12 protein-coding genes and 1 pseudogene are annotated in these 18199 nt (G+C 63.0%); 5 read left to right on the forward strand and 8 right to left on the reverse strand.

Annotation, left to right across the window (positions count from 1 at the left end; translation table 11 throughout):
* Positions 1-272: 272 nt before the first annotated feature.
* Both GGI60_RS00505 and GGI60_RS00510 read left to right on the forward strand, forming a co-directional pair.
* Entirely contained in the window at positions 273-7247 is a 6975-nt protein-coding gene (locus GGI60_RS00505) for a hypothetical protein (RefSeq protein ID WP_183913507.1), read from the forward strand.
* Between the two features lie 103 nt (positions 7248-7350).
* Complete coding sequence (locus GGI60_RS00510) at positions 7351-7911, forward strand: cysteine hydrolase family protein (RefSeq protein ID WP_183913505.1); 561 nt, start codon at positions 7351-7353, stop codon at positions 7909-7911.
* Positions 7912-7934: 23 nt separating this feature from the next.
* On the opposite strand, the gene GGI60_RS00515 is transcribed toward GGI60_RS00510, so the two are convergent.
* Complete coding sequence (locus GGI60_RS00515; RefSeq protein ID WP_183913502.1) at positions 7935-8453, reverse strand: AAA family ATPase; 519 nt, start codon at positions 8451-8453, stop codon at positions 7935-7937.
* Between the two features lie 337 nt (positions 8454-8790).
* On the opposite strand from GGI60_RS00515, the gene GGI60_RS00520 reads away from it, so the two are divergent.
* Positions 8791-9660 (forward strand): D-alanyl-D-alanine carboxypeptidase family protein, encoded by an 870-nt coding sequence (locus GGI60_RS00520; RefSeq protein WP_183913500.1) that lies wholly within the window; start codon positions 8791-8793, stop codon positions 9658-9660.
* A 9-nt stretch (positions 9661-9669) separates the two neighbouring features.
* Here the strand turns inward: GGI60_RS00520 and GGI60_RS31785 are convergent.
* The 5 genes and pseudogenes from GGI60_RS31785 to GGI60_RS00540 form a co-directional block, all read right to left on the reverse strand.
* A pseudogene (locus GGI60_RS31785) lies at positions 9670-9857 on the reverse strand (sensor domain-containing diguanylate cyclase); the annotation flags it as partial.
* A gap of 75 nt (positions 9858-9932) precedes the next feature.
* Complete coding sequence (locus GGI60_RS00525; RefSeq protein WP_183913498.1) at positions 9933-10544, reverse strand: ABC-type transport auxiliary lipoprotein family protein; 612 nt, start codon at positions 10542-10544, stop codon at positions 9933-9935.
* Positions 10545-10569: 25 nt separating this feature from the next.
* Positions 10570-11940: an MCE family protein gene (locus GGI60_RS00530; protein WP_183913496.1), complete on the reverse strand. Its 1371-nt coding sequence runs from the start codon at positions 11938-11940 to the stop codon at positions 10570-10572.
* Positions 11941-11949: 9 nt separating this feature from the next.
* Positions 11950-12789: an ABC transporter ATP-binding protein gene (locus GGI60_RS00535; RefSeq protein WP_183913494.1), complete on the reverse strand. Its 840-nt coding sequence runs from the start codon at positions 12787-12789 to the stop codon at positions 11950-11952.
* Between the two features lies 1 nt (position 12790).
* The gene (locus GGI60_RS00540) at positions 12791-13960 is read right to left on the reverse strand and encodes an ABC transporter permease (RefSeq protein ID WP_183913492.1); all 1170 of its coding nucleotides are present in this window, start codon (positions 13958-13960) and stop codon (positions 12791-12793) included.
* Between the two features lie 98 nt (positions 13961-14058).
* Here GGI60_RS00540 and dgcA point away from each other — a divergent pair, with 98 nt between their 5' ends.
* Positions 14059-15042 carry an N-acetyl-D-Glu racemase DgcA gene (dgcA, locus tag GGI60_RS00545; RefSeq protein WP_183913491.1) on the forward strand — a complete coding sequence of 328 codons (984 nt, stop codon included), beginning with the start codon at positions 14059-14061 and terminating at the stop codon, positions 15040-15042.
* Here dgcA and GGI60_RS00550 read toward each other — a convergent pair.
* Together GGI60_RS00550 and GGI60_RS00555 are read right to left on the reverse strand one after the other, a co-directional pair.
* Positions 14994-16214, reverse strand: a complete 1221-nt coding sequence (locus tag GGI60_RS00550) for an MFS transporter (protein ID WP_183913489.1) — start codon at positions 16212-16214, stop codon at positions 14994-14996. The genes dgcA and GGI60_RS00550 overlap by 49 nt on opposite strands.
* Before the next feature lie 176 nt (positions 16215-16390).
* Complete coding sequence (locus GGI60_RS00555; protein ID WP_183913487.1) at positions 16391-17200, reverse strand: UDP-2,3-diacylglucosamine diphosphatase; 810 nt, start codon at positions 17198-17200, stop codon at positions 16391-16393.
* 207 nt (positions 17201-17407) lie between these two features.
* On the opposite strand from GGI60_RS00555, the gene GGI60_RS00560 reads away from it, so the two are divergent.
* On the forward strand, positions 17408-18157 hold the full coding sequence (locus GGI60_RS00560; RefSeq protein ID WP_183913485.1) for a histidine phosphatase family protein: 750 nt from the start codon (positions 17408-17410) through the stop codon (positions 18155-18157).
* Positions 18158-18199: the final 42 nt, after the last annotated feature.

Consider the following 18199-nt stretch of genomic DNA (forward strand, 5'->3'; position numbering starts at 1 on the left):
GCAAATCTCAAGCCTTCATTAATTGTGTGAAGAGCTCGGATGTGTCACTACGATACTGGTGGAGCGGGTTTATGGTACGCGCCTTTGCCGAGTGAGTGGATAATGGTAGTGTTTTGATACCTTCCGTTTGAAAAAGCGGCTATCTACTCTGAAATGACATGCTTATCCGTCCGCGGTTGGGATGGAGAGCCGTAACGGCAAAGTTGTTCCGGGGTGAGGCGGAAGCCTGGGCAGCGCTGGCGGACCGGCCGACAGTAACGAGGCGTAACCGAATGGCGAATAACAAATATAATGAGTCGATAGAGGACAAGGCGTTCAAGGCATTGGACGAAGCGCTCCAGATCGATTTCGGCAAGGACAATGTGCCGTCTCGCCGCGGCGACGCGCCTGAGGCGCCGGAGGGGAATGTGTCTGATCCATCGAATGCGCGTAATCAGCAAGCCCAGGAAGAAGCGCAGCGCCGCAACCGCCGCGGCGCCAACGGCGAGCAGGCTTCCAGGGCTCCGGCCTTCGCGCCCGCCAATGATGCCAGCCGCAATACGCCCGCCTCTATCCTGAAATCTTTCGACGGCACTTCCAGCCGCTCGTCGGTGCGCACCGCCACCCTGTTTTCCGTGCTCTGGGTGATGGCGGGCCTCGGCCTGATGTCGCTGCTTTACGCGCCGCAGATCTGGCAGATCCGTTCGCTGGCCGACCTCGTCGCCCTGCCCGGCGTCATTGCCGGCCTGGTCGGCATCGTCATTCCCGTGATGATGTTCTACGCTTTCGCCATCATGATCTCCCGCGCCCAGGACATGCGCAACGCCGCCCGCTCCATGGCAGAGGTGGCCTTGCGGCTGGCAGAGCCGGAAACCATCGCCTCCGAACGCATCATGACCGTAGGCCAGGCGGTGCGCCGCGAGGTTTCGGCTATGAACGAAGGCATCGAGCGCACGATTGCGCGCGCTTCCGAGCTGGAAACGCTGGTCCATTCCGAAGTCAACGCGCTGGAGCGTTCCTATGCGGACAACGAATTGCGCGTGCGCGGCCTTGTCCATGAACTCGGCTCCGAACGCGAGGCGATCGTCAACCATGCCGACCGCATCCGCACCTCGATCGGCAGCGTCCACGACCAACTGAAGGAAGAACTGTCGCTTGCCACAGAAGAGATCGCCGTGCGTCTCGCCACATCGGGCGAAGCCTTCGCCTCGCTGATCGACACGCGCGCCGCGACAATCCTGGAAAAATCGGACAGTGCCCTGCAGTCGATGGGCAGCCTGCTCGCCGCCAAGACCGACAGCCTGCTCCAGACGCTCAACGCATCCGGCTTCGCGCTGGCCACCGAATTCGACAACCGCCTCGAAGCGCTCTCCGTCAACCTCAACGAACACGGCGAAAAGCTTCTCAGCCAGTTCGAGACGCGCGCCTCGACCATGGACAGCAGCACCGAGAAGCTGAACGCAGCCCTGAACGAGCGCACGCATCAGCTCAACGAAATCCTGATCTCCCGCACCCGCGAAATCAACGAAAGCCTGACGTCAGGCGAACGCACCATCGGCGGCACACTCGACGACGTGCTGTCGAAACTGAACAGCGCGCTTGACGAAAAGGGCGCAAGCTTCCGCCAGAGCCTGCAGAGCACCGCCGACGACGCCGTCATGGATCTCGACCTTCGCTCCGGCTTCTTCGAAGAGCGGCTGCAGACGACCGTCGCCCAGCTTTCGACCGCCTTCGATGAGCGCGTCGCCGAATTCACCAGCGCTTTCGACAAGCGCACCGGCTCGCTCGACACGAAGCTGATGGAAAGCCTTGCCCGCATCAACGAGACGCTGACCGGCGGCTCGGATTCGATCGACGGCATCCTCAATTCCGGCATCGACCGCATCGGCTCCTCGATGACGGATCATTCGCTGGCGCTCGCCACCGCTCTCGCCACCGGCCACGAGGTGCTGGAAAACACGCTCGGCACCCGCAGCGAAGAAATCACCACTGCGCTGACCAGCCGTACCGGCGAGCTGACCTCGGCGCTGCAGAACGCGACGTCGGACATCGCGCTGGCGCTTGCGTCGGGCACTTCCGAGCTGCAGAACAATCTCCAGGCTCGCTCAGCCGAGTTCCGCGACACGCTCCGCACCACGACCACCGAGCTGACCGCCGCCGTTGCTGCCGGCACGCAAGAGGTGACCACCGCCTTCGGCGGCCGCGCCGAGGCGTTGAGCGGTGTGCTTACGGCACGCACAGCCGAAATCAGCGAGGCGCTCGGCGCCGCGCATGGACGCATCGATAGCGTCATGGCAGAGCGCGGCGGCGCGCTCGTCGAGGCGCTGACCAGCCACCACGGCCGCTTCGAGGAAGCGCTGACCACCCGCTCCGACGCGATCATCAACGCTGTCACGGGCACTCACGACCGTCTCGCCGAAACGCTCGACGAGAAGGCCATGGCGCTTGCCATTTCCCTAAACGAGAGCCAGGCTCGGATCGAAGATACGCTCGAAACGCGCTCCGCCACCCTGCTGAACGCCGTTTCCGGCACGCATGACCGACTGTCCGAGACGCTCGACGAGAAGGCAATGGCGCTCGCCATCTCCTTGAACGAAAGCCAGAGCCGCATCGAGGACACGCTCGAAACCCGCTCCGCAGCCTTCCTCAATGCCGTGTCGGGCACGCATGAGCGGCTGTCGGAAACACTTGATACGAAGGCAGCTGCCCTGACGACGTCCCTCGACGAGAGGCACGCCCGCATCGAGGATGCGCTCGGGACACGCGCCGAAGCGCTGCTCAGCACGATAGCCGGCACGCGTGACCGCCTTGCCGAAACCCTCGATGAAAAGGCGATGGCGCTTGCCATTTCCTTGAACGAAGGCCAGGCCCGTATCGAGGACACGCTGGAAACCCGTTCTGCAGCCCTGCTGAATGCCGTCTCCGGGACCCACGACCGCTTCGCCGAGGCGCTGGACGGTAAGGCTTCGGCTATTGCCGCCTCGCTGAGCGAGACCCAGGCCCGTATCGAGAATACACTCGAAACCCGCTCCGCCGCCCTGATGGATGCTGTTTCCGGCACCTACGACCGCTTCTCCGAAACACTCGACGAGAAGGCGATGACGCTTGCCATCTCGCTCAACGAGAGCCAGGCACGGCTCGAAGACACGTTGGAGACCCGCTCCGAGACCTTCCTCAAGGCCGTGTCGGGCACGCATGAGCGTATCTCCGAAACGCTCGACCAGAACACATCGGCGCTCACCGCTTCCTTGAACGAAGGGCAGCGGCGACTGCAGGACACGCTCGAGACACGGTCGCAATCCTTCCTCAATGCGGTTTCCGCCACCCATGACCTGCTGTCTGAGACACTCGACGATCGGGCGATGGCGCTGGCCATCTCGCTGAACGAGAGCCAGAGCCGTCTCGAGGAGACGCTGACCTCCGGTGCCGATGCGATCACCAATGCGGTCTCCGGCACGCATGAACGCCTGAACGGCGTGCTCGATCAAAAGGCCAGCGCGCTGGCCGCCTCGTTGAACGAGGGCCAGGTTCGCATCGAGGAAGCCTTGGGGCACCGCACCGCCGCGATCATCGGCGCTGTGACGGCAAGCCACGACCGGCTCACCGATACGCTCGACGAAAAGACCATGGCGCTCGCCATTTCGCTCGACGACAATCAGAGCCGCTTCGACAGCGCGCTCGAAGCCCGCAGCAATTCCATAATGGAAGCCGTCGCCAGTGCCGAGGCGCGCGTCGCCGGCGCCTTTGCCGACAAGACCGATGCGATCCATAACGCCTATGCCGACAATCAGCAGCGGCTCGAAAATGCGCTTTCCCAGCATAGCGCAGCCCTCTCGGGCGTTCTCGATGCCGGCGGCGCCCGCTTCGAGGATCTCGTCGGCGGCTTGACCGGCCGCATCGAAGGCCGCCTGAGCGATGCCCATGCGCGGCTCGGAGGCCTTGCCGAGGAGGCCGCGGCGCGCATCGAAAGCGGACTCGATTCTGCCCATGAGCGCATCCGCACGACGCTTGAGGATCGCGCCAACGCCATCGATCTGTCGCTGAACCAGGCTCATGCGCTGATCAGCGATACGCTGACCGAACAGGCGACCAGCATCGGCACATCGGTGGCGACGAGCATCAGCATGCTCGAAATGTCGCTGGAGGACCGCGAGGCTTCGATCCGTCAAGCTATCGATTCCGGCGCTCAGACATTGGAAGATCGCATGCATGCCGGCGCCGGTCAGATCGCCGGCCGCTTCCAGGAGGCGGCCAACACGATTTCGAGCTCCGCCCAGGGCCTTTCCGCCCATCTCGACCAGTCCGTCGCAAGCCTTGCGGGACGTCTTGAAGAAACCGGTTCCCGTATGGAAGCGGGCCTGACTGCCATCGAGAGCCGCATCCGTGACGGCGTCGGCGGCGTTGCCGACAAGGTCGAAGCGGCCAGCAGCCAGCTGTCCGGCGTGCTCGCCGACGGCATTTCCCGTCTCGGCGCACTCGGGGACGACGCCACCCGACGCATCTCGGCGACGCTCGAAGGCAGCGCCGCAAATCTCACCCAGGCGATCGACAGCCGGACCGCCAACCTGGCCGAGACGCTGGACAGCCGCACGACCACGCTGACAGGGGCCATCGAGGGCCGCACGGCAAGTCTCGGCGAAACTCTCGACCGCGGCAACGAGCGCATCGAGGAACGCCTCTCGACCATGGATCGCGCTTTGACCGTCGGCCTCGAAGCCGTCAACCGTACCATCGAAGGCAAGGCCGCCGGCCTCGCTTCGACGCTGCGCAGCGCCGTGGCCGAAGCAGCCCAGGGAATGGAAGGCGAAGCGACGAGAACTACCGAACTGCTCGGCAAGACCGGCCAGCAATTCGCCGAGGATCTCAATGCAAAAAGCGACGAATTCACCCGCACTATGGACGAACGTTCGTCGCAGATCGTCAACCGCGTCGCCGAAGCCCAGAACCGTCTGGCAACCCAGGCCGCTGCCGTCGCCCAGACTTTCTCGGAAGCCGGCAATGCCATCGTCAACAAGGTCGCCGAGGCCGAGACGATCGTCGGCACGCAGGTCAATGCCATTTCCAAGGCCCTGTCGGATGCCGGCCAGTCTCTCGAAGCGCGCGGCGATGCCATCCGCACGACGCTGTCGGGGGCCGGCAGCGAGATTTCCGCCACCATGGCGGATGTCGACCGGGCCCTCGAAGCCCGCAGCAGCGCCATCCGCACAAATCTCGAGGAACGCACCCGCGAGATCGATACCACCCTCACCGACATCGACCGGGCGCTCGAGGCGCGCGGCAACTCGATCCGCGCGACACTCGAGGAACGCACCCGCGACCTCAACTCGATGCTTGCCGGCCGCTCGGTCGAATTGACTCGCATCCTCGACGAAACGGCCCGCCCGCTCGTCGATCGCTATACCGATGCCGGCGAGCAGGCCGCCGCCCGCATCACCGCCGCCGCCAACCTCAGCGCCGACCGTCTGCGCGCCGAAAACGAAGCGCTCGCCAGCGCGGTTGCTGCCCGCACCGAGAATGTCGCCAATGCCGTCAGCGCCATTGAGAACAGCCTCGTCGGCAACGTCAACGGTCTGGTCCAGCGCATGTCGGAAAGCAGCGCGGCGATGGCCATGATGATGAACCGCGCCGCCGAGCAGTTGACGAGCGTGGACGGGCGCCTCGGCGAAACCACGACGCGCTTTGCCGACTCCGCCACCAAGGCCGCCGAAATGGTCAACGCCTCGACCCGGCTTCTCGAAGGCAAGGTCGACCGCCTCTCCGACATATCAGGCCAGACACTGGCCCAGGTCGGCGGCATCATCGGCCGTTTCGACGAACATTCCAAGGTTCTGACTCAGGCCTCGCAGCTTCTGAGTGCGGCCCAGTCCAACCTTGCCTCGACGCTCGAGGAGCGTGAAGGAGCGCTGCAGGCGCTCTCCGTCAGCCTGGTCCAGCGCTCCGACGAAATCGAAAAGACCATGCGCGGCCTCGGCGGCATGATCGAGACCGTGTTCGAGCGGGCCGAGCAGCGCTCCAACCAGGTCACCGGCAATCTGCGCCAGGGTGTACAGTCCTCCTTCGCCGATATCGGCCGCATTCTCACCGAAACCGAGAAGCGCGCCCAGGAAGCGGCCGAGACGATGCGCGAGGCGATCACCCGCGCCGGCGAGGAAGCCAACACGACGATCGACGGCACCTTCGCCAATGTCGAGCGCCGTTCCGGCGACCTCTCCAACCGTATTCGCGGCGGCCTCACCGCCTCGTTGTCGGAAGTCGAGCGCATGCTCGGCGAGGCTGGCCGCGCCTCCGACGGTGCGGCTCAGCACATGCGGGAATCGCTGCGCGAGGCGATCGAGGATGCCGTCGGACGCTTCTCCGGCGCCACCGAGGACATCCGCCGCTCCGCCGCCGACATCCGCAGCGAGCTCGACGCCACCCGCGCCGAACTGAAACGCGGCGCCTTCGACTTGCCCGAGGAAGCCAAGGAAAGCGCCTCGGCCATGCGCCGCGCCGTCGCCGAGCAGATCAAGGCGCTTCAGGATATCTCCCAGCTCGTCGGCCGCTCGAGCCAGCAGCTTGAAATCTCCGAGCCCGTCGCCCGCTCGCTTGCCCAGGTGCAGCCGGCGCCGCGCCCCGTTCAGCCGGTCACGGCTCAGCCGCCGCAGCCGGCGGCACCCCCGCCAATCGAAGCGACTGGTCTGCGTGGAACAATCGCCCCGTCCGCTCCGGCTGTGGCCGCTCAGCGCGCCGCCCCGCAGCCGGCCCCCACCCGCCAGGACTCAGGCCGCCAGGAACCGGCGCGGGAAAGCGGCGGCTGGATCAGCGATCTTCTGCGCGGCGCCTCCCGCGACGAAGCCGCCGACGAGGCGCCTGCCCGGGCCCCGGCCCGCCCGGCGGAAACCGCCGCACCGGCCACGCGCAGCAACGACAGCCGCAATCCGCGCCATGTCGTGGAATCGCTGAATTCGCTCTCCGTCGATATCGCCCGCGCCATCGACCACGATGCCTCGGTCGACCTCTGGCGCCGTTATCAGCGCGGCGAGCGCGACGTCTTCACCCGCCGCCTCTACACGCTGAAGGGCCAGCAGACCTTCGACGAGATCAAGCGCAAATACGACCGCGAGCCGGAATTCCGCACCGCCGTCGATCGCTATATCGGCGATTTCGAAAAACTGCTTGCCGACGTCGCCCGCACCGACCCGAACCAGACTATCACCCAGTCTTATCTCACCTCGGATACGGGCAAGGTCTACACCATGCTCGCCCACGCAGCGGGCAGGCTCCGCTAAGCCTGGCCGACGCCTTGGATCTGGAGCCGCCTGAACCTGTGTCAGGCGGCCTTCACTTATGATGCCGCCAATATCTGCTCCCTATTCCCGGAACCGCGAGCGAATGACCAAGGCCCTGCTGATCATCGACGTGCAGAATGCAATTCTCTTCGGGAAGGCCACGCCCGAGCGGCAGTCTCAGGTCGATTCTGCGCTGGATGAGACCGTCGCTCGGCTTGCATCGCTTCAGGAAAAGGCGCGACAGGCCGGCGCGCCGGTCGTGCTGGTGCAGCATGACGGCTGCAACGGCCATCGATTGGCCGTCGGCACGCCCGGATGGGAACTACGCCAGGAGATTGCGCCGAGACAAGGCGAGGTCGTCGTTCGCAAGCAAAGCGCCGACTCCTTCTTCGAGACCGATCTTGCCGAACGCCTGAACGAACGGGAGGTCACGCACCTCGTGATCGGCGGCTGCATGTCGCAATTCTGCGTCGACACGACCGTCAGGCGCGCCGTTTCCCTCGGCTATGACGTGACGCTGGTGGCGGACGGCCACACCACAGGCGATACGCCGACCCTCACCTTCTCCGAAATTGTCGCTCATCACAACGAAACGCTTGACGGGTTCGACGCGGGCAAGGCGGCGGTAGAAATCCGCCCCGCGGCCGACATCGCCTTTTCATAAAGCATCGGAAGCAACAGCCGATATCAAATCGGAAGCAGGCGCTCGGTCCTCAGCTTGACGATCAGGGCCTCAACAATCTCTGGCACATCCCTCGCAGCCGTATCGACAATAATCGGTGTCTCCCCCCAGTCGTCGTATATTCGCTCGACGACTTCCTGCCACGTCGGTTTGACCAGACCTTCCACATCCGTTTTCCGCGTCTCGACCCGGCGGCGATGTTCGGTCTTGTCGGAACAGATCACCTCGACCTCGGCCGCGATCACGCCGGAGCGTGCAGCGACCGCCAGCCAGGCCTCGCGTGTTATTGTCAACGGGTTGACCGAATCGGCAATCACTATCCTACCGAGCGTCAGATTATCCTCCGCAATGCCGTAGGCGACAACATAACCCGCCGGGCCGATGTCATTGGAAGAGTCAGCCGACGCTCTGATCGCCTGCTCGATCGTATCGACCCTCACATGTATGGCTCCGAGCCGTCTCGCGAGAGCGCGCGCTATCGTCGTCTTCCCGCTACCCGGCAGTCCGGCCAAGATAATCAGCATGCTCTCTCACCCATTTGTAATATGCGGCAACGAAACCGGATCGACTTGTCCGGTTCGTCCACCCCCTTCTGTGTAAAAGAGGTGTATGGCAACACAAGCAGAAGCAGCCGTCCGGCGCAATCGGCGCCATACGGTCCCGGTTTCCGTCTCTTACCGATCGGCTGCTATCCCCAATTTTAAACGCACCGATCGAGATCGATGGCGAAGAGGAAAAGCAATCCGCTGTGGATAGGACCTTTTTATTGCCGCCTGTCCTTCATTTCGTCACAAACTTTCTTGATCGGCTTGCGTTCAGCCAGCAGCTCACCCGACCGTCCAAAGACAGAGACAGTAACCGATGACCAAGACGACCTCCCGCCTCCGTGCCACCGCGCTCTCGTCCGCCTTGCTGATGGGAGCGTTCGCCCAGTCTGAGGCCGGCCAGGCAAGTTTCGTTGTCGATGCGCAGTCAGGTCAGGTCCTTGAAGCCTACAATCAGGACGATCTGAACTATCCGGCGTCATTGACCAAAATGATGACGCTCTATCTTGCTTTCGAGGCTTTGCATGAGGGACGCCTCACATGGGAACAGAAGCTCACCATGTCGGAAAATGCCGAAAGCAAGGAGCCCTTCAAGCTTGCCGTCGGCGTCGGCCGTCAGGTGACGCTGCGTGAAGCAGTCGAAAGCATCGTCGTACTGTCTGCCAACGACTCCGCCGTTGCGATCGCCGAACAGCTCGGCGGCTCGGAACAGGCTTTCGCCAAAGCGATGACCGACAAGGCACACCAGCTTGGGATGAAGGACACGGTCTTCAAGAATGCCTCGGGCCTTCCCGACCCGGAGCAGGTCACCACGGCACGTGATATGGCGACCCTCGGCGTCTCGTTGATGCGGGACTTCCCCGACGAGTTTAAACTCTTTTCCATGCGCGGCTTCCAGTTCCGAGGCATGAAACTGCGCGGCCACAACAACCTGATGTATCGCTATGACGGCGTCGACGGCATCAAGACCGGCTATACCGACGCATCCGGCTATAATGTCGTGACGTCGGCGCTGAAGGGTGGCCGCCGCGTGGTTGGCGTCGTCATGGGCGAAAAAACTGCAGGCCTGCGTGACGACAAGATGGCTGGCCTGCTGGACAGCACCCTGTCGTCAACCGCCACGGCGTACACCACACCGGGCGGCCGACCCGGAGCGACGATGACGGATGCGCAGCCGACGAAATAGGCCAATCCATTTGAACGCCATTTCGAGGTGTTGCCGGTCTTACGCAATCATCCTTCGTTTCGAAGCCTTCTCCTTTGATGGCAAGGACGAATTCCGAAGGAATGCCTTTCGTATTGGATATCGAAGTGCCGGCGCTCAGCGCCGGATTTAACGGTGCAGTCGATGGTCGAACGCCGATCATTGAACAGGAGCCGGCCCTCCGCGCCCTCGCCGAGCGTAGATTGCCACCGCCTTGAGAACCGCGCCTCCCGCGGCGGCCGCCAAACGCCATCTCAGATTAAGCGCAGCGTCCAGCTGACGATCTCGGAAACGACCGTGGAAAAGGCGCGGTCGAGAGCCTTGACGAAGCCAACATTGTCCCCGCCGGCAGGCGCCGTGGCGCGGAACACCTTCTGGGCGCGCACCGAACCGTTGCGGTCGTTGAGGAGCTTGACGGAGATTTCGACCACTGCCTGGTTGCCGCTCGACGCATCGATCTCGAAGGAGCGGATGTCGGTAACGACCTGGTAGTCGATCGCCAGCCCCTGCCCCGGCAAGCCGACGCCGCCGAGCTTGCCCGAATTTTCGAAGGCCTCGACCAGTTTCGACTGCACGATGCGCGGCAGCTTGTCGCCCCACTGGGCTCGTGAAAGATATTGGATCTCCGAAGGCGAGACGCGGATGACGATCTGCTCGCTGTCGAGCGACCTTAGCGCCGTCGGGCCGGCAATCAGGATCTGGCGGGATTTGGCCGCGGGTCCGTCGCCGTCGACGGCACCCGCCAGGTCATAGGTATCGTTCTTGGCCGCGGTGCCGCACCCGGAAAGAATCAGCGCCGTCAGCGGCAGCGCGATCACCGTTCCCCTGATCCATGAACGGCGCGACAACAGATGCGATGCGACCATATTAGGCTACCCCTGACTTCCCCTGTTAGCGCCGCGTCCGGCCGTCATACTGCTTGACCGTGTCCCCACCGAAGATCAGGCGTTGCGGATTGCGGTCGAAGTTGGTGATCGTCTCGTTCAGATTGTTCACTGTCCCGCGCATGTCGTTGACGAGAGTCTGCACGTCGCGCAAGCCGCCGCTCGAGAATTTCTGCAGATTGTCGGCGATCGGCCCGATTCGCGCATTCAGATTGTCGGCGACCTTCTTGAAAGATTCCAGCGTTTCGCGCGCTTGCGCGAACATCGATTGCGTATTGTCGGTCCCGAGCAACGCATCGACCTTGATGAGAATGCCGTCGATGCGGGTCGAGGCTGAATTCAGCTTGTTGGCCAGCTGCGATACGTCCTGGATCGTCTGGTCGATATCTTTCTGGCGTCCCGAAACCGTGTTGGCGACATCACGGATCGAGGCGACGGCAGCGCGGGCATCCTTGGTCGCCTGCGAGATGTCGTCGACCGACCCTTTGAGCTTGGCTGGATCGATCTGGGCGACGAGTACATCGACGCGGTCGAGTGTGTCCTGCGCCTGCTTGCCGAAATCGTTGAACGTGGTGGCCGTCTCGTCGAACTTCTGGATCGCGCCGCTGAGATCGCCCGAGGCATCGGCAACGTTGGCCGTGATCCTTTCGGCATTCGAGACGATGTGGTCGATCTTCTGGGCGTCGACCGCCTTGACCAGCGATTCCACAGCTTGAAGCGTCGAATCGACCCGGCCCGAAACCGCCTTCACCGTATCGGAGAGCTCGCCGACGCTTTGCAGGAAGGCGTCGATATTGTCGGAATTCTTGGCAAGCGCATCCGAGAAGGTCTCGGCATTCTTGAAGGTCTGGGTCAGAGGAGCGCGCGAATCCTCGATGAAACCCTGGAGCTCGCCAACGGCGTCGTTGGCACGGTCGAGGATCTTGTCAGCAGTGGCGAGAAGATTGGTGACGCTCGACTGGTCGGCGACGATGACGGCGCGCTTGTTATTCTCGATCGCATGTTTGAGGATGCTCTCCTCGCCCTTGCGGCCGCCCGACAGTTCGATATAGGCGGCCCCGGTGAGTCCCTGGATTTCAAGGGCGGCCTTGGTCGAGGGATAGATCGGCGCATCGGTGCGCACCTGGGTGAAAGCCAGCGAATATTGCGGATCGTCGGCATCGATCGACAATGTCTGCACCGAGCCGATCTGGATGCCGTTGAATCGCACCGGCGAGCCGACGCTGAGGCCGTTCGCCGAACCGGGAATCCGCACGATCAGTTCGGTCATCGGGCCGCCGCGGCCATATTCGGCCATCCAGTAGACGAAGCCGAAGGCCGCCGCGATCACCAGCACCGTGAAAAAACCGACAATTGTGTAATTGGCTTTGGTTTCCATCTTATCCGGTCACTTCCCGCTGCTGCCGTGGCGTGCGCCTTCGTCCTGCGGCACGATCGACCGCGCCCGCTTACCTCTAAAATAGGCCTGTACCCACGGATCGTCATAGGCCAGCATGTCGTCGATCGTGCCTTCCACCATTACCCGCTTCTTTCCGAGCACGGCAATACGGTCGCAGACCGAAAACAGGCTGTCGAGATCGTGCGTCACCATATACACGGTCAGTCCCAGACTATCGCGCAGATTGGCGATCAGTTCGTCGAATTCGGCCGCCCCGATCGGATCGAGACCTGAGGTCGGTTCGTCCAGGAAGACGAGTTCAGGATCGAGCGCCAGGGCGCGTGCAAGGGCGGCGCGCTTGATCATGCCGCCCGAAAGCTCGGACGGATATTTGTCGGCGGCATCGGCCGCGAGCCCCACCATGCGGATCTTCAGATGCGCCAGTTCATCCATCAGCGAGCGCGGCAGATCGAGATATTCGCGCATCGGCACCTGGATGTTTTCCTTGACCGTCAGCGACGAGAACAGCGCCCCCTGCTGGAACAGCACGCCGAGCCGCATGTCGAGCGCGTTGCGCTGCGGTTCGTCGAGTTCGTCGAAGTCCTGACCGAAGATCTTGATCGTGCCGGAGCGGCGCGGCAGCAGCCTCAGCACCGTGCGCATCAGCACCGATTTGCCGGTACCCGACGCGCCGACGAAGCCGAGGATTTCGCCGCGATAGATATCGAGGTTGAGATTGTCGAGCACCACTTTCGAGCCAAACCCGACGGTGACGTCGCGCGCCGAAAGCACGACATCCCTGCCCTGTCCTTCGCTTTCGATCGCTTGCTCGTTCACGCGGTCCGCCATGCTAGAAGTTGATCGCTGCATAAAACATCGCAAAAAGCCCGTCCATCAGGATAACGACGAAAATCGCCTTCACGACAGAGGCCGTCACGTGCTGGCCGAGTGATTCCGCGCTGCCGCCGACCTTCAGCCCTTCGACGGCGGCGACGATACCGATGACGAGCGCCATGAACGGCGCCTTGATCATGCCCGACAGCACGGTCGAAAGTGTCACCGCCTCGTGCAGGCGTGCCAGGAAGTTGGCGAAGGTGATGCCGGAATAGCCCCAGGCGACGGCCGCCGCGCCGGCAAGCGAGGCGAAATTCGCCAAGACCGTCAGCAGCGGCAGCGCGATGGTCAGCGCCACCAGCCGCGGGAAGATCAGCACGCCGATCGGGTTCAGGCCCATCACCTTCAGCGCGTCGATCTCCTCGCGCATCTTCATCGAGCCAATTTCGGCGGTGATCGCGCTGCCGGAACGGCCGGCGATCATGATCGAGGTCAGCAGCACGCCGATTTCGCGCAATTGCAGGATGCCGACGAGATCGACGACGAAGACTTCCGCGCCGAAATAGCGCAGCTGGAAGGCGCCCTGCTGGGCGATGATCGCCCCGATCAGGAATGACATCAGCAGGATGATCGGAACGGCGCGAACGCCCATATGGTCGATCTGATTGACGATCGAAGCCGGCGAAACGCCGCTGCCGCGGCCGAACTTCATCTGCGCGCCGCGCACCGCCGAGCCGAGGATATACATGGCGGCGGCGAGATTGTCCCAGACGTCGTAGGTCATTTTGCCGATCGGCGCGAGAATACGCGCGGCCAGGGAAACCTTCTCCTTCGGCTCCGGCTCCGGTTTGGCCCGCTCCTCGGAAAACATCACCAGCATTTCGTCGATATGCGGATTGGTGCCTTGGAAGCGGACCGTCCGCCCGGCCGCCTCCGCTTCCTTTTTCAGCCGGCACAGCAGCCAGATGCCCGCCGTATCGATATCGGTGATCTCAGACAGATCGACCGTCAGGTTACCGGACTTCTGGTGCAGGAGTTTTTCGAAATCGCGCAGCACAAGATGCACATAGGCGCTGCGCCAGTTGCCGCTCAGACGCACATGCTGTCCCGAACCATCGGACTGGTCGTCCACGGCAAGCGAGGCAGCGTTGCGATTCTCGGCGTTCAAGATACTTGTGTCTTTCAAGGCTTACAGCGACAGTGCCGACTCGCGAAGCGGTTCGTCGCCCGGCGCGTCAATATACAGAAGCAACGTGCAATTTCCATGCTCGCAGGACAGCAATAATGCCGCGCATCCTTGATATCCAGATGAATTCCTTTCCGATTGCCGGAACCTTCATCATCGCGCGGGGCGCAAAGACGCAGGCCGAGGTCATCACCTGCACGCTGACGGACGAAGGGGCTGAGGGGCATGGCGAATGTGTGCCCTATCGCCGCTACGGCGAAACGATGGAGAGTGTTCTTGCTCAGATCGAAGCCGCGCGTCCGCTGATTGAGGCGGGCATCTCGCGACGCGACCTGCTGTCGGCGATGCCGCCCGGCGCTGCCCGCAACGCCGTCGATTGCGCCCTCTGGGATCTGGAAGCGAAACAGACGGGCCAAAGCGTCGCGTCTCGACTCGGCATTGCCGATCCGAAACCGCTGACGACAGCCTATACCATCTCGCTCGGCGAACCAGAGGTGATGGCGGCCCAGGCGCGCGAACATGCCGGCCGCACCCTGCTGAAGGTCAAGGTCGGCACTGGCGACGATGAAAGCCGCATCCGCGCCGTCCGCGCAGCCGCGCCCGAGGCCGCAATCATCCTCGATGCCAATGAAGGCTGGCCGGAAGCGGTGCTGGAACGTCACCTCAACATCGCCGCGGAGGCGGGCGTGACGCTCGTCGAGCAGCCGCTGCCGGCCGGCCGCGACGCCTTGCTTGCCGAGATCCACCGCCCGCTCCTCGTCTGCGCCGACGAGAGCGTCCACCATACCGGCGACCTCGCAAGCCTTGCCGACCGCTATGACGCGATCAACATCAAGCTCGACAAGTCAGGTGGCCTCACCGAAGCCCTGGCGATGAAGACGGAAGCCGAGCGGATCGGCTTCGCCATCATGATCGGCTGCATGGTCGGCACCTCGCTTGCCATGGCGCCGGCGGTGCTGCTCGGCCAGAATGCCGATTTCGTCGATCTCGACGGTCCGCTGCTGCTCGCCCGCGACCGCGAGCCCGGCCTGCGTTACGTTGCTTCCCGGGTTTTTCCGCCCGAAAGCAGCCTCTGGGGCTGAAGGTAATAGGCCGAGATGACGAGGCCGAGGCCACAGAGCGCGACCAGCGCCATGACGTAAAAGCTGACGACGCCGAGTAAGGCGTAGAGATAACCTGCTGCGATGGTCATCAGCGCCATCGCCATGCCGACATAGAAGTAATAGGCGCCTTGGGCCGAGGATTCCTGCGTCTCCTGCACTGTCGCCACGATTCGCCGCTGCACGCCGGTATGCACGAAGGCGTAGGTAAAGCCATGGAAGCATTGCAGCAGGAAGAAACCGGCGAGGCCCGTGTTCATGGGAAAAAGGATCCAGCGGCAGACGCTGACGGCGCAGCCGAAGCGGATCAGCGTCCAGGCATTGAAGCGCCGGTTGAGACGCTTTGACAGGAAGAATACCGTCACCTCCGAAGCGACACCGGCGCTCCAGAGCAGCCCGACCTCAGCGCCGGAAAAGCCCAGCTGATGCCAGTAGATCGACGAGAAAGCGTTGAGCACGGCATGGCTTGACTGCTGGATGGCGACGCCGATCAGGAGCAGCAGCAGATGCGGCTCGCGCAGGCCGCTGCCGGTGGCGGCGGGAATGTTGATCGGCTGGCCACGCCGCCGCGTCGGCCCGATGCGCGGACAAAAGATCGCCATGACGACAGTCATGGTAAAGCCGAACACCATCACCGGCAGCACCATCTCGCCGCCCCACCGGCTGATCAACTGGCCGCCGCCGAGCGTCGACACGATGAAGGCGATCGAGCCCCAGACGCGCATCGACCCGTAATCGAGCCCCCAGCGGCGCACGCCGGAGATGACGATCGATTCGACGACCGGCAGATAGGGCGCGAAGGTGGCCCCCTGCAGCGTATAGACGATCGTCACCGGCCAGAAACTCGTCGTCCAGTAGAGCGCGATCGCCGTCAGCAGCGACAGGCCGCCCGACCAGAGCAGCACATCGGCACGTTCCTTCAAGCGGTCGGCGATCATGGCGACGATGGGCGCCACCAGCACGCGGACCACCATGGGTAAGGCAAGGATGATGCCGATCTCATGGTCGCTGAAACTGTGGGTCGCGAGCCAGATGGGGAAGAACGGCAGAACGATGCCGTTGACCAGCAGCGGCGCACAATAGGAAAGCGCGCTGAGCAGCCGGAAGCGCGGCGGCGCTCCCTCACTCGTCGGGGAATGTTGAACGGGAATCATGGGGGGACCTGAAGGAAACTGACGTTGTCCTAACACGCCATCCCGGATGCGACTATTGCGAGAAATAGCCCTCCTGAAACGTTTTAGAAAAAAATAGGGCTTGTCGCCTGACGGTAACGGCTAAATTCCTGGAAAGTACCGGCGCGGGTGGGCCGGCAGGAATAAGTCAGCCGAAATCAAGCAGCCTGGGGTGCCAGCTCTGCCTCGTTCCGCTCCACCGCGGTCAGCGCCGGCACGGTGCTGGCGAGCGTCCGCCAGGTGATCAATTCGAACGTGCCGTCCTCGTGCTCGGCGACCGCCGTGCAGCTTTCCACCCAATCGCCGGTATTGATGTAGCGGATGCCGTCCATGTCCTGGATGATCGCGTGGTGGATATGGCCGCAGATCACCCCGTCGGCACCGCTCTTGCGCGCCTCTTCGGCGACGACACGCTCGAATTCGCCGATGAAATTGACGGCATGCTTGACCTGCAGCTTGGCCCAGGCCGAGAAAGACCAGTAGGGCATGCCGAGGCGGCGGCGCACGGCCGCCAGCACGATGTTGATGCGGATGGCCGTATCGTAGGCCCAGTCGCCGAGATAGGCGAGCAGGCGGGCATTGCGAACAACGACGTCGAATTCGTCGCCATGCAGGATCAGGTATCTCTTGCCATCGGCGCCGTCATGCATCATCCGCTCGACGACCTCGATGCCGCCGAAGTGCATGCCCGGAAAATCGCGCAGGAACTCGTCGTGATTGCCGGGGATATAGACGACGCGCGTGCCCTTGCGCGCCTTGCGCAAGAGCTTCTGGACGACGTCGTTGCAGACCTGCGGCCAATACCAACTGCGCTTCAGCCGCCAGCCGTCGACGATGTCGCCGACGAGAACGATCGTATCCGCCTCGTGGTAGCGCAGGAAGTCCAGCAGGAAGTCGGCCTTCGCGGCCTTCGAGCCGAGATGGACATCGGAAATGAAGAGCGTGCGGAAATGTCTGGGTTCCATCATGTCTATCACGAGCTACGGCTCATGCCCCATCTTTCATATAGCCCTCCAAAACCAGACTCGTGTTTCAGGAAGATGACAGGCTGGGGAAAAGCCCAGCAAAGCCCTGCTGGCGGGACGCTCGCCGCACGGCGCAGCGACAATCTTGCCCTGCCTGTTGTGCGCGTTCATGATGATGGCGATTCCAGATCCGACACTGCGGGATGTCTGATGCGTCTCTTTCTCGTTCGCCACGGCGAATCCCTCGGCAACATCGACGAACGGGCCTACCGCCAGTTCGGCGATCACAACGTGCCGCTGACGCAATGGGGCTACCGGCAGGCGCTGGAGGCCGGCGGTATGATTGCCGCCTATCTGCAGGCCGTGCCGAGTTCCGGTCTCGGCAAGCTGCACATCTGGTACTCGCCATTCCTGAGGACGCGGCAGAGCAAGGACGCCGTGCTCGAAGCCCTGCCGGCAAGCGTCGTCGGCGATATCAGGGAGGATTATCTGCTGCGCGAGCAGGATTTCGGTCTCTTCACCGAAATTTACGACCACGCCGAACGGAAACAGAAGTTTCCCGAGGAATTCGAAAAATGGGCGAGGCTGCGCAGCAATAGCGGCAAATTCTACGCACGGCCGCCGGACGGCGAGAGCCGTGCGGACGTGGCCCAGCGGGTGCGCCTGTTCCTCCAGACGGTCATGCGAGACGCCGAAAATGACGATTACAACGTCGTCATCGTCGGCCACGGCGTCACCAATCGGGCGGTCGAAATGAACTTCCTGCAACACCCTGTTGAATGGTTCGAGCGCTCCGACAATCCCGGAAATGCCGACATCACGCTGATCGAGGGCACGCGCTCGCAAGGCTACGCGTCGATCCTGCTGCACCGTGCGGCCGACCGGTTGCCTGGACAGGAAGGCGAGCTGCGCGATGTCCATGGTGCCGACGTGACCCTCGCGCCGAGGCTTGGTCGCTAGTCAGCTGAGTGGAAAGACGAAGCTCGGATCCATTTCATCGTT

Source organism: Rhizobium lentis (genome assembly GCF_014200175.1).
Taxonomy (GTDB): domain Bacteria; phylum Pseudomonadota; class Alphaproteobacteria; order Rhizobiales; family Rhizobiaceae; genus Rhizobium; species Rhizobium mulingense.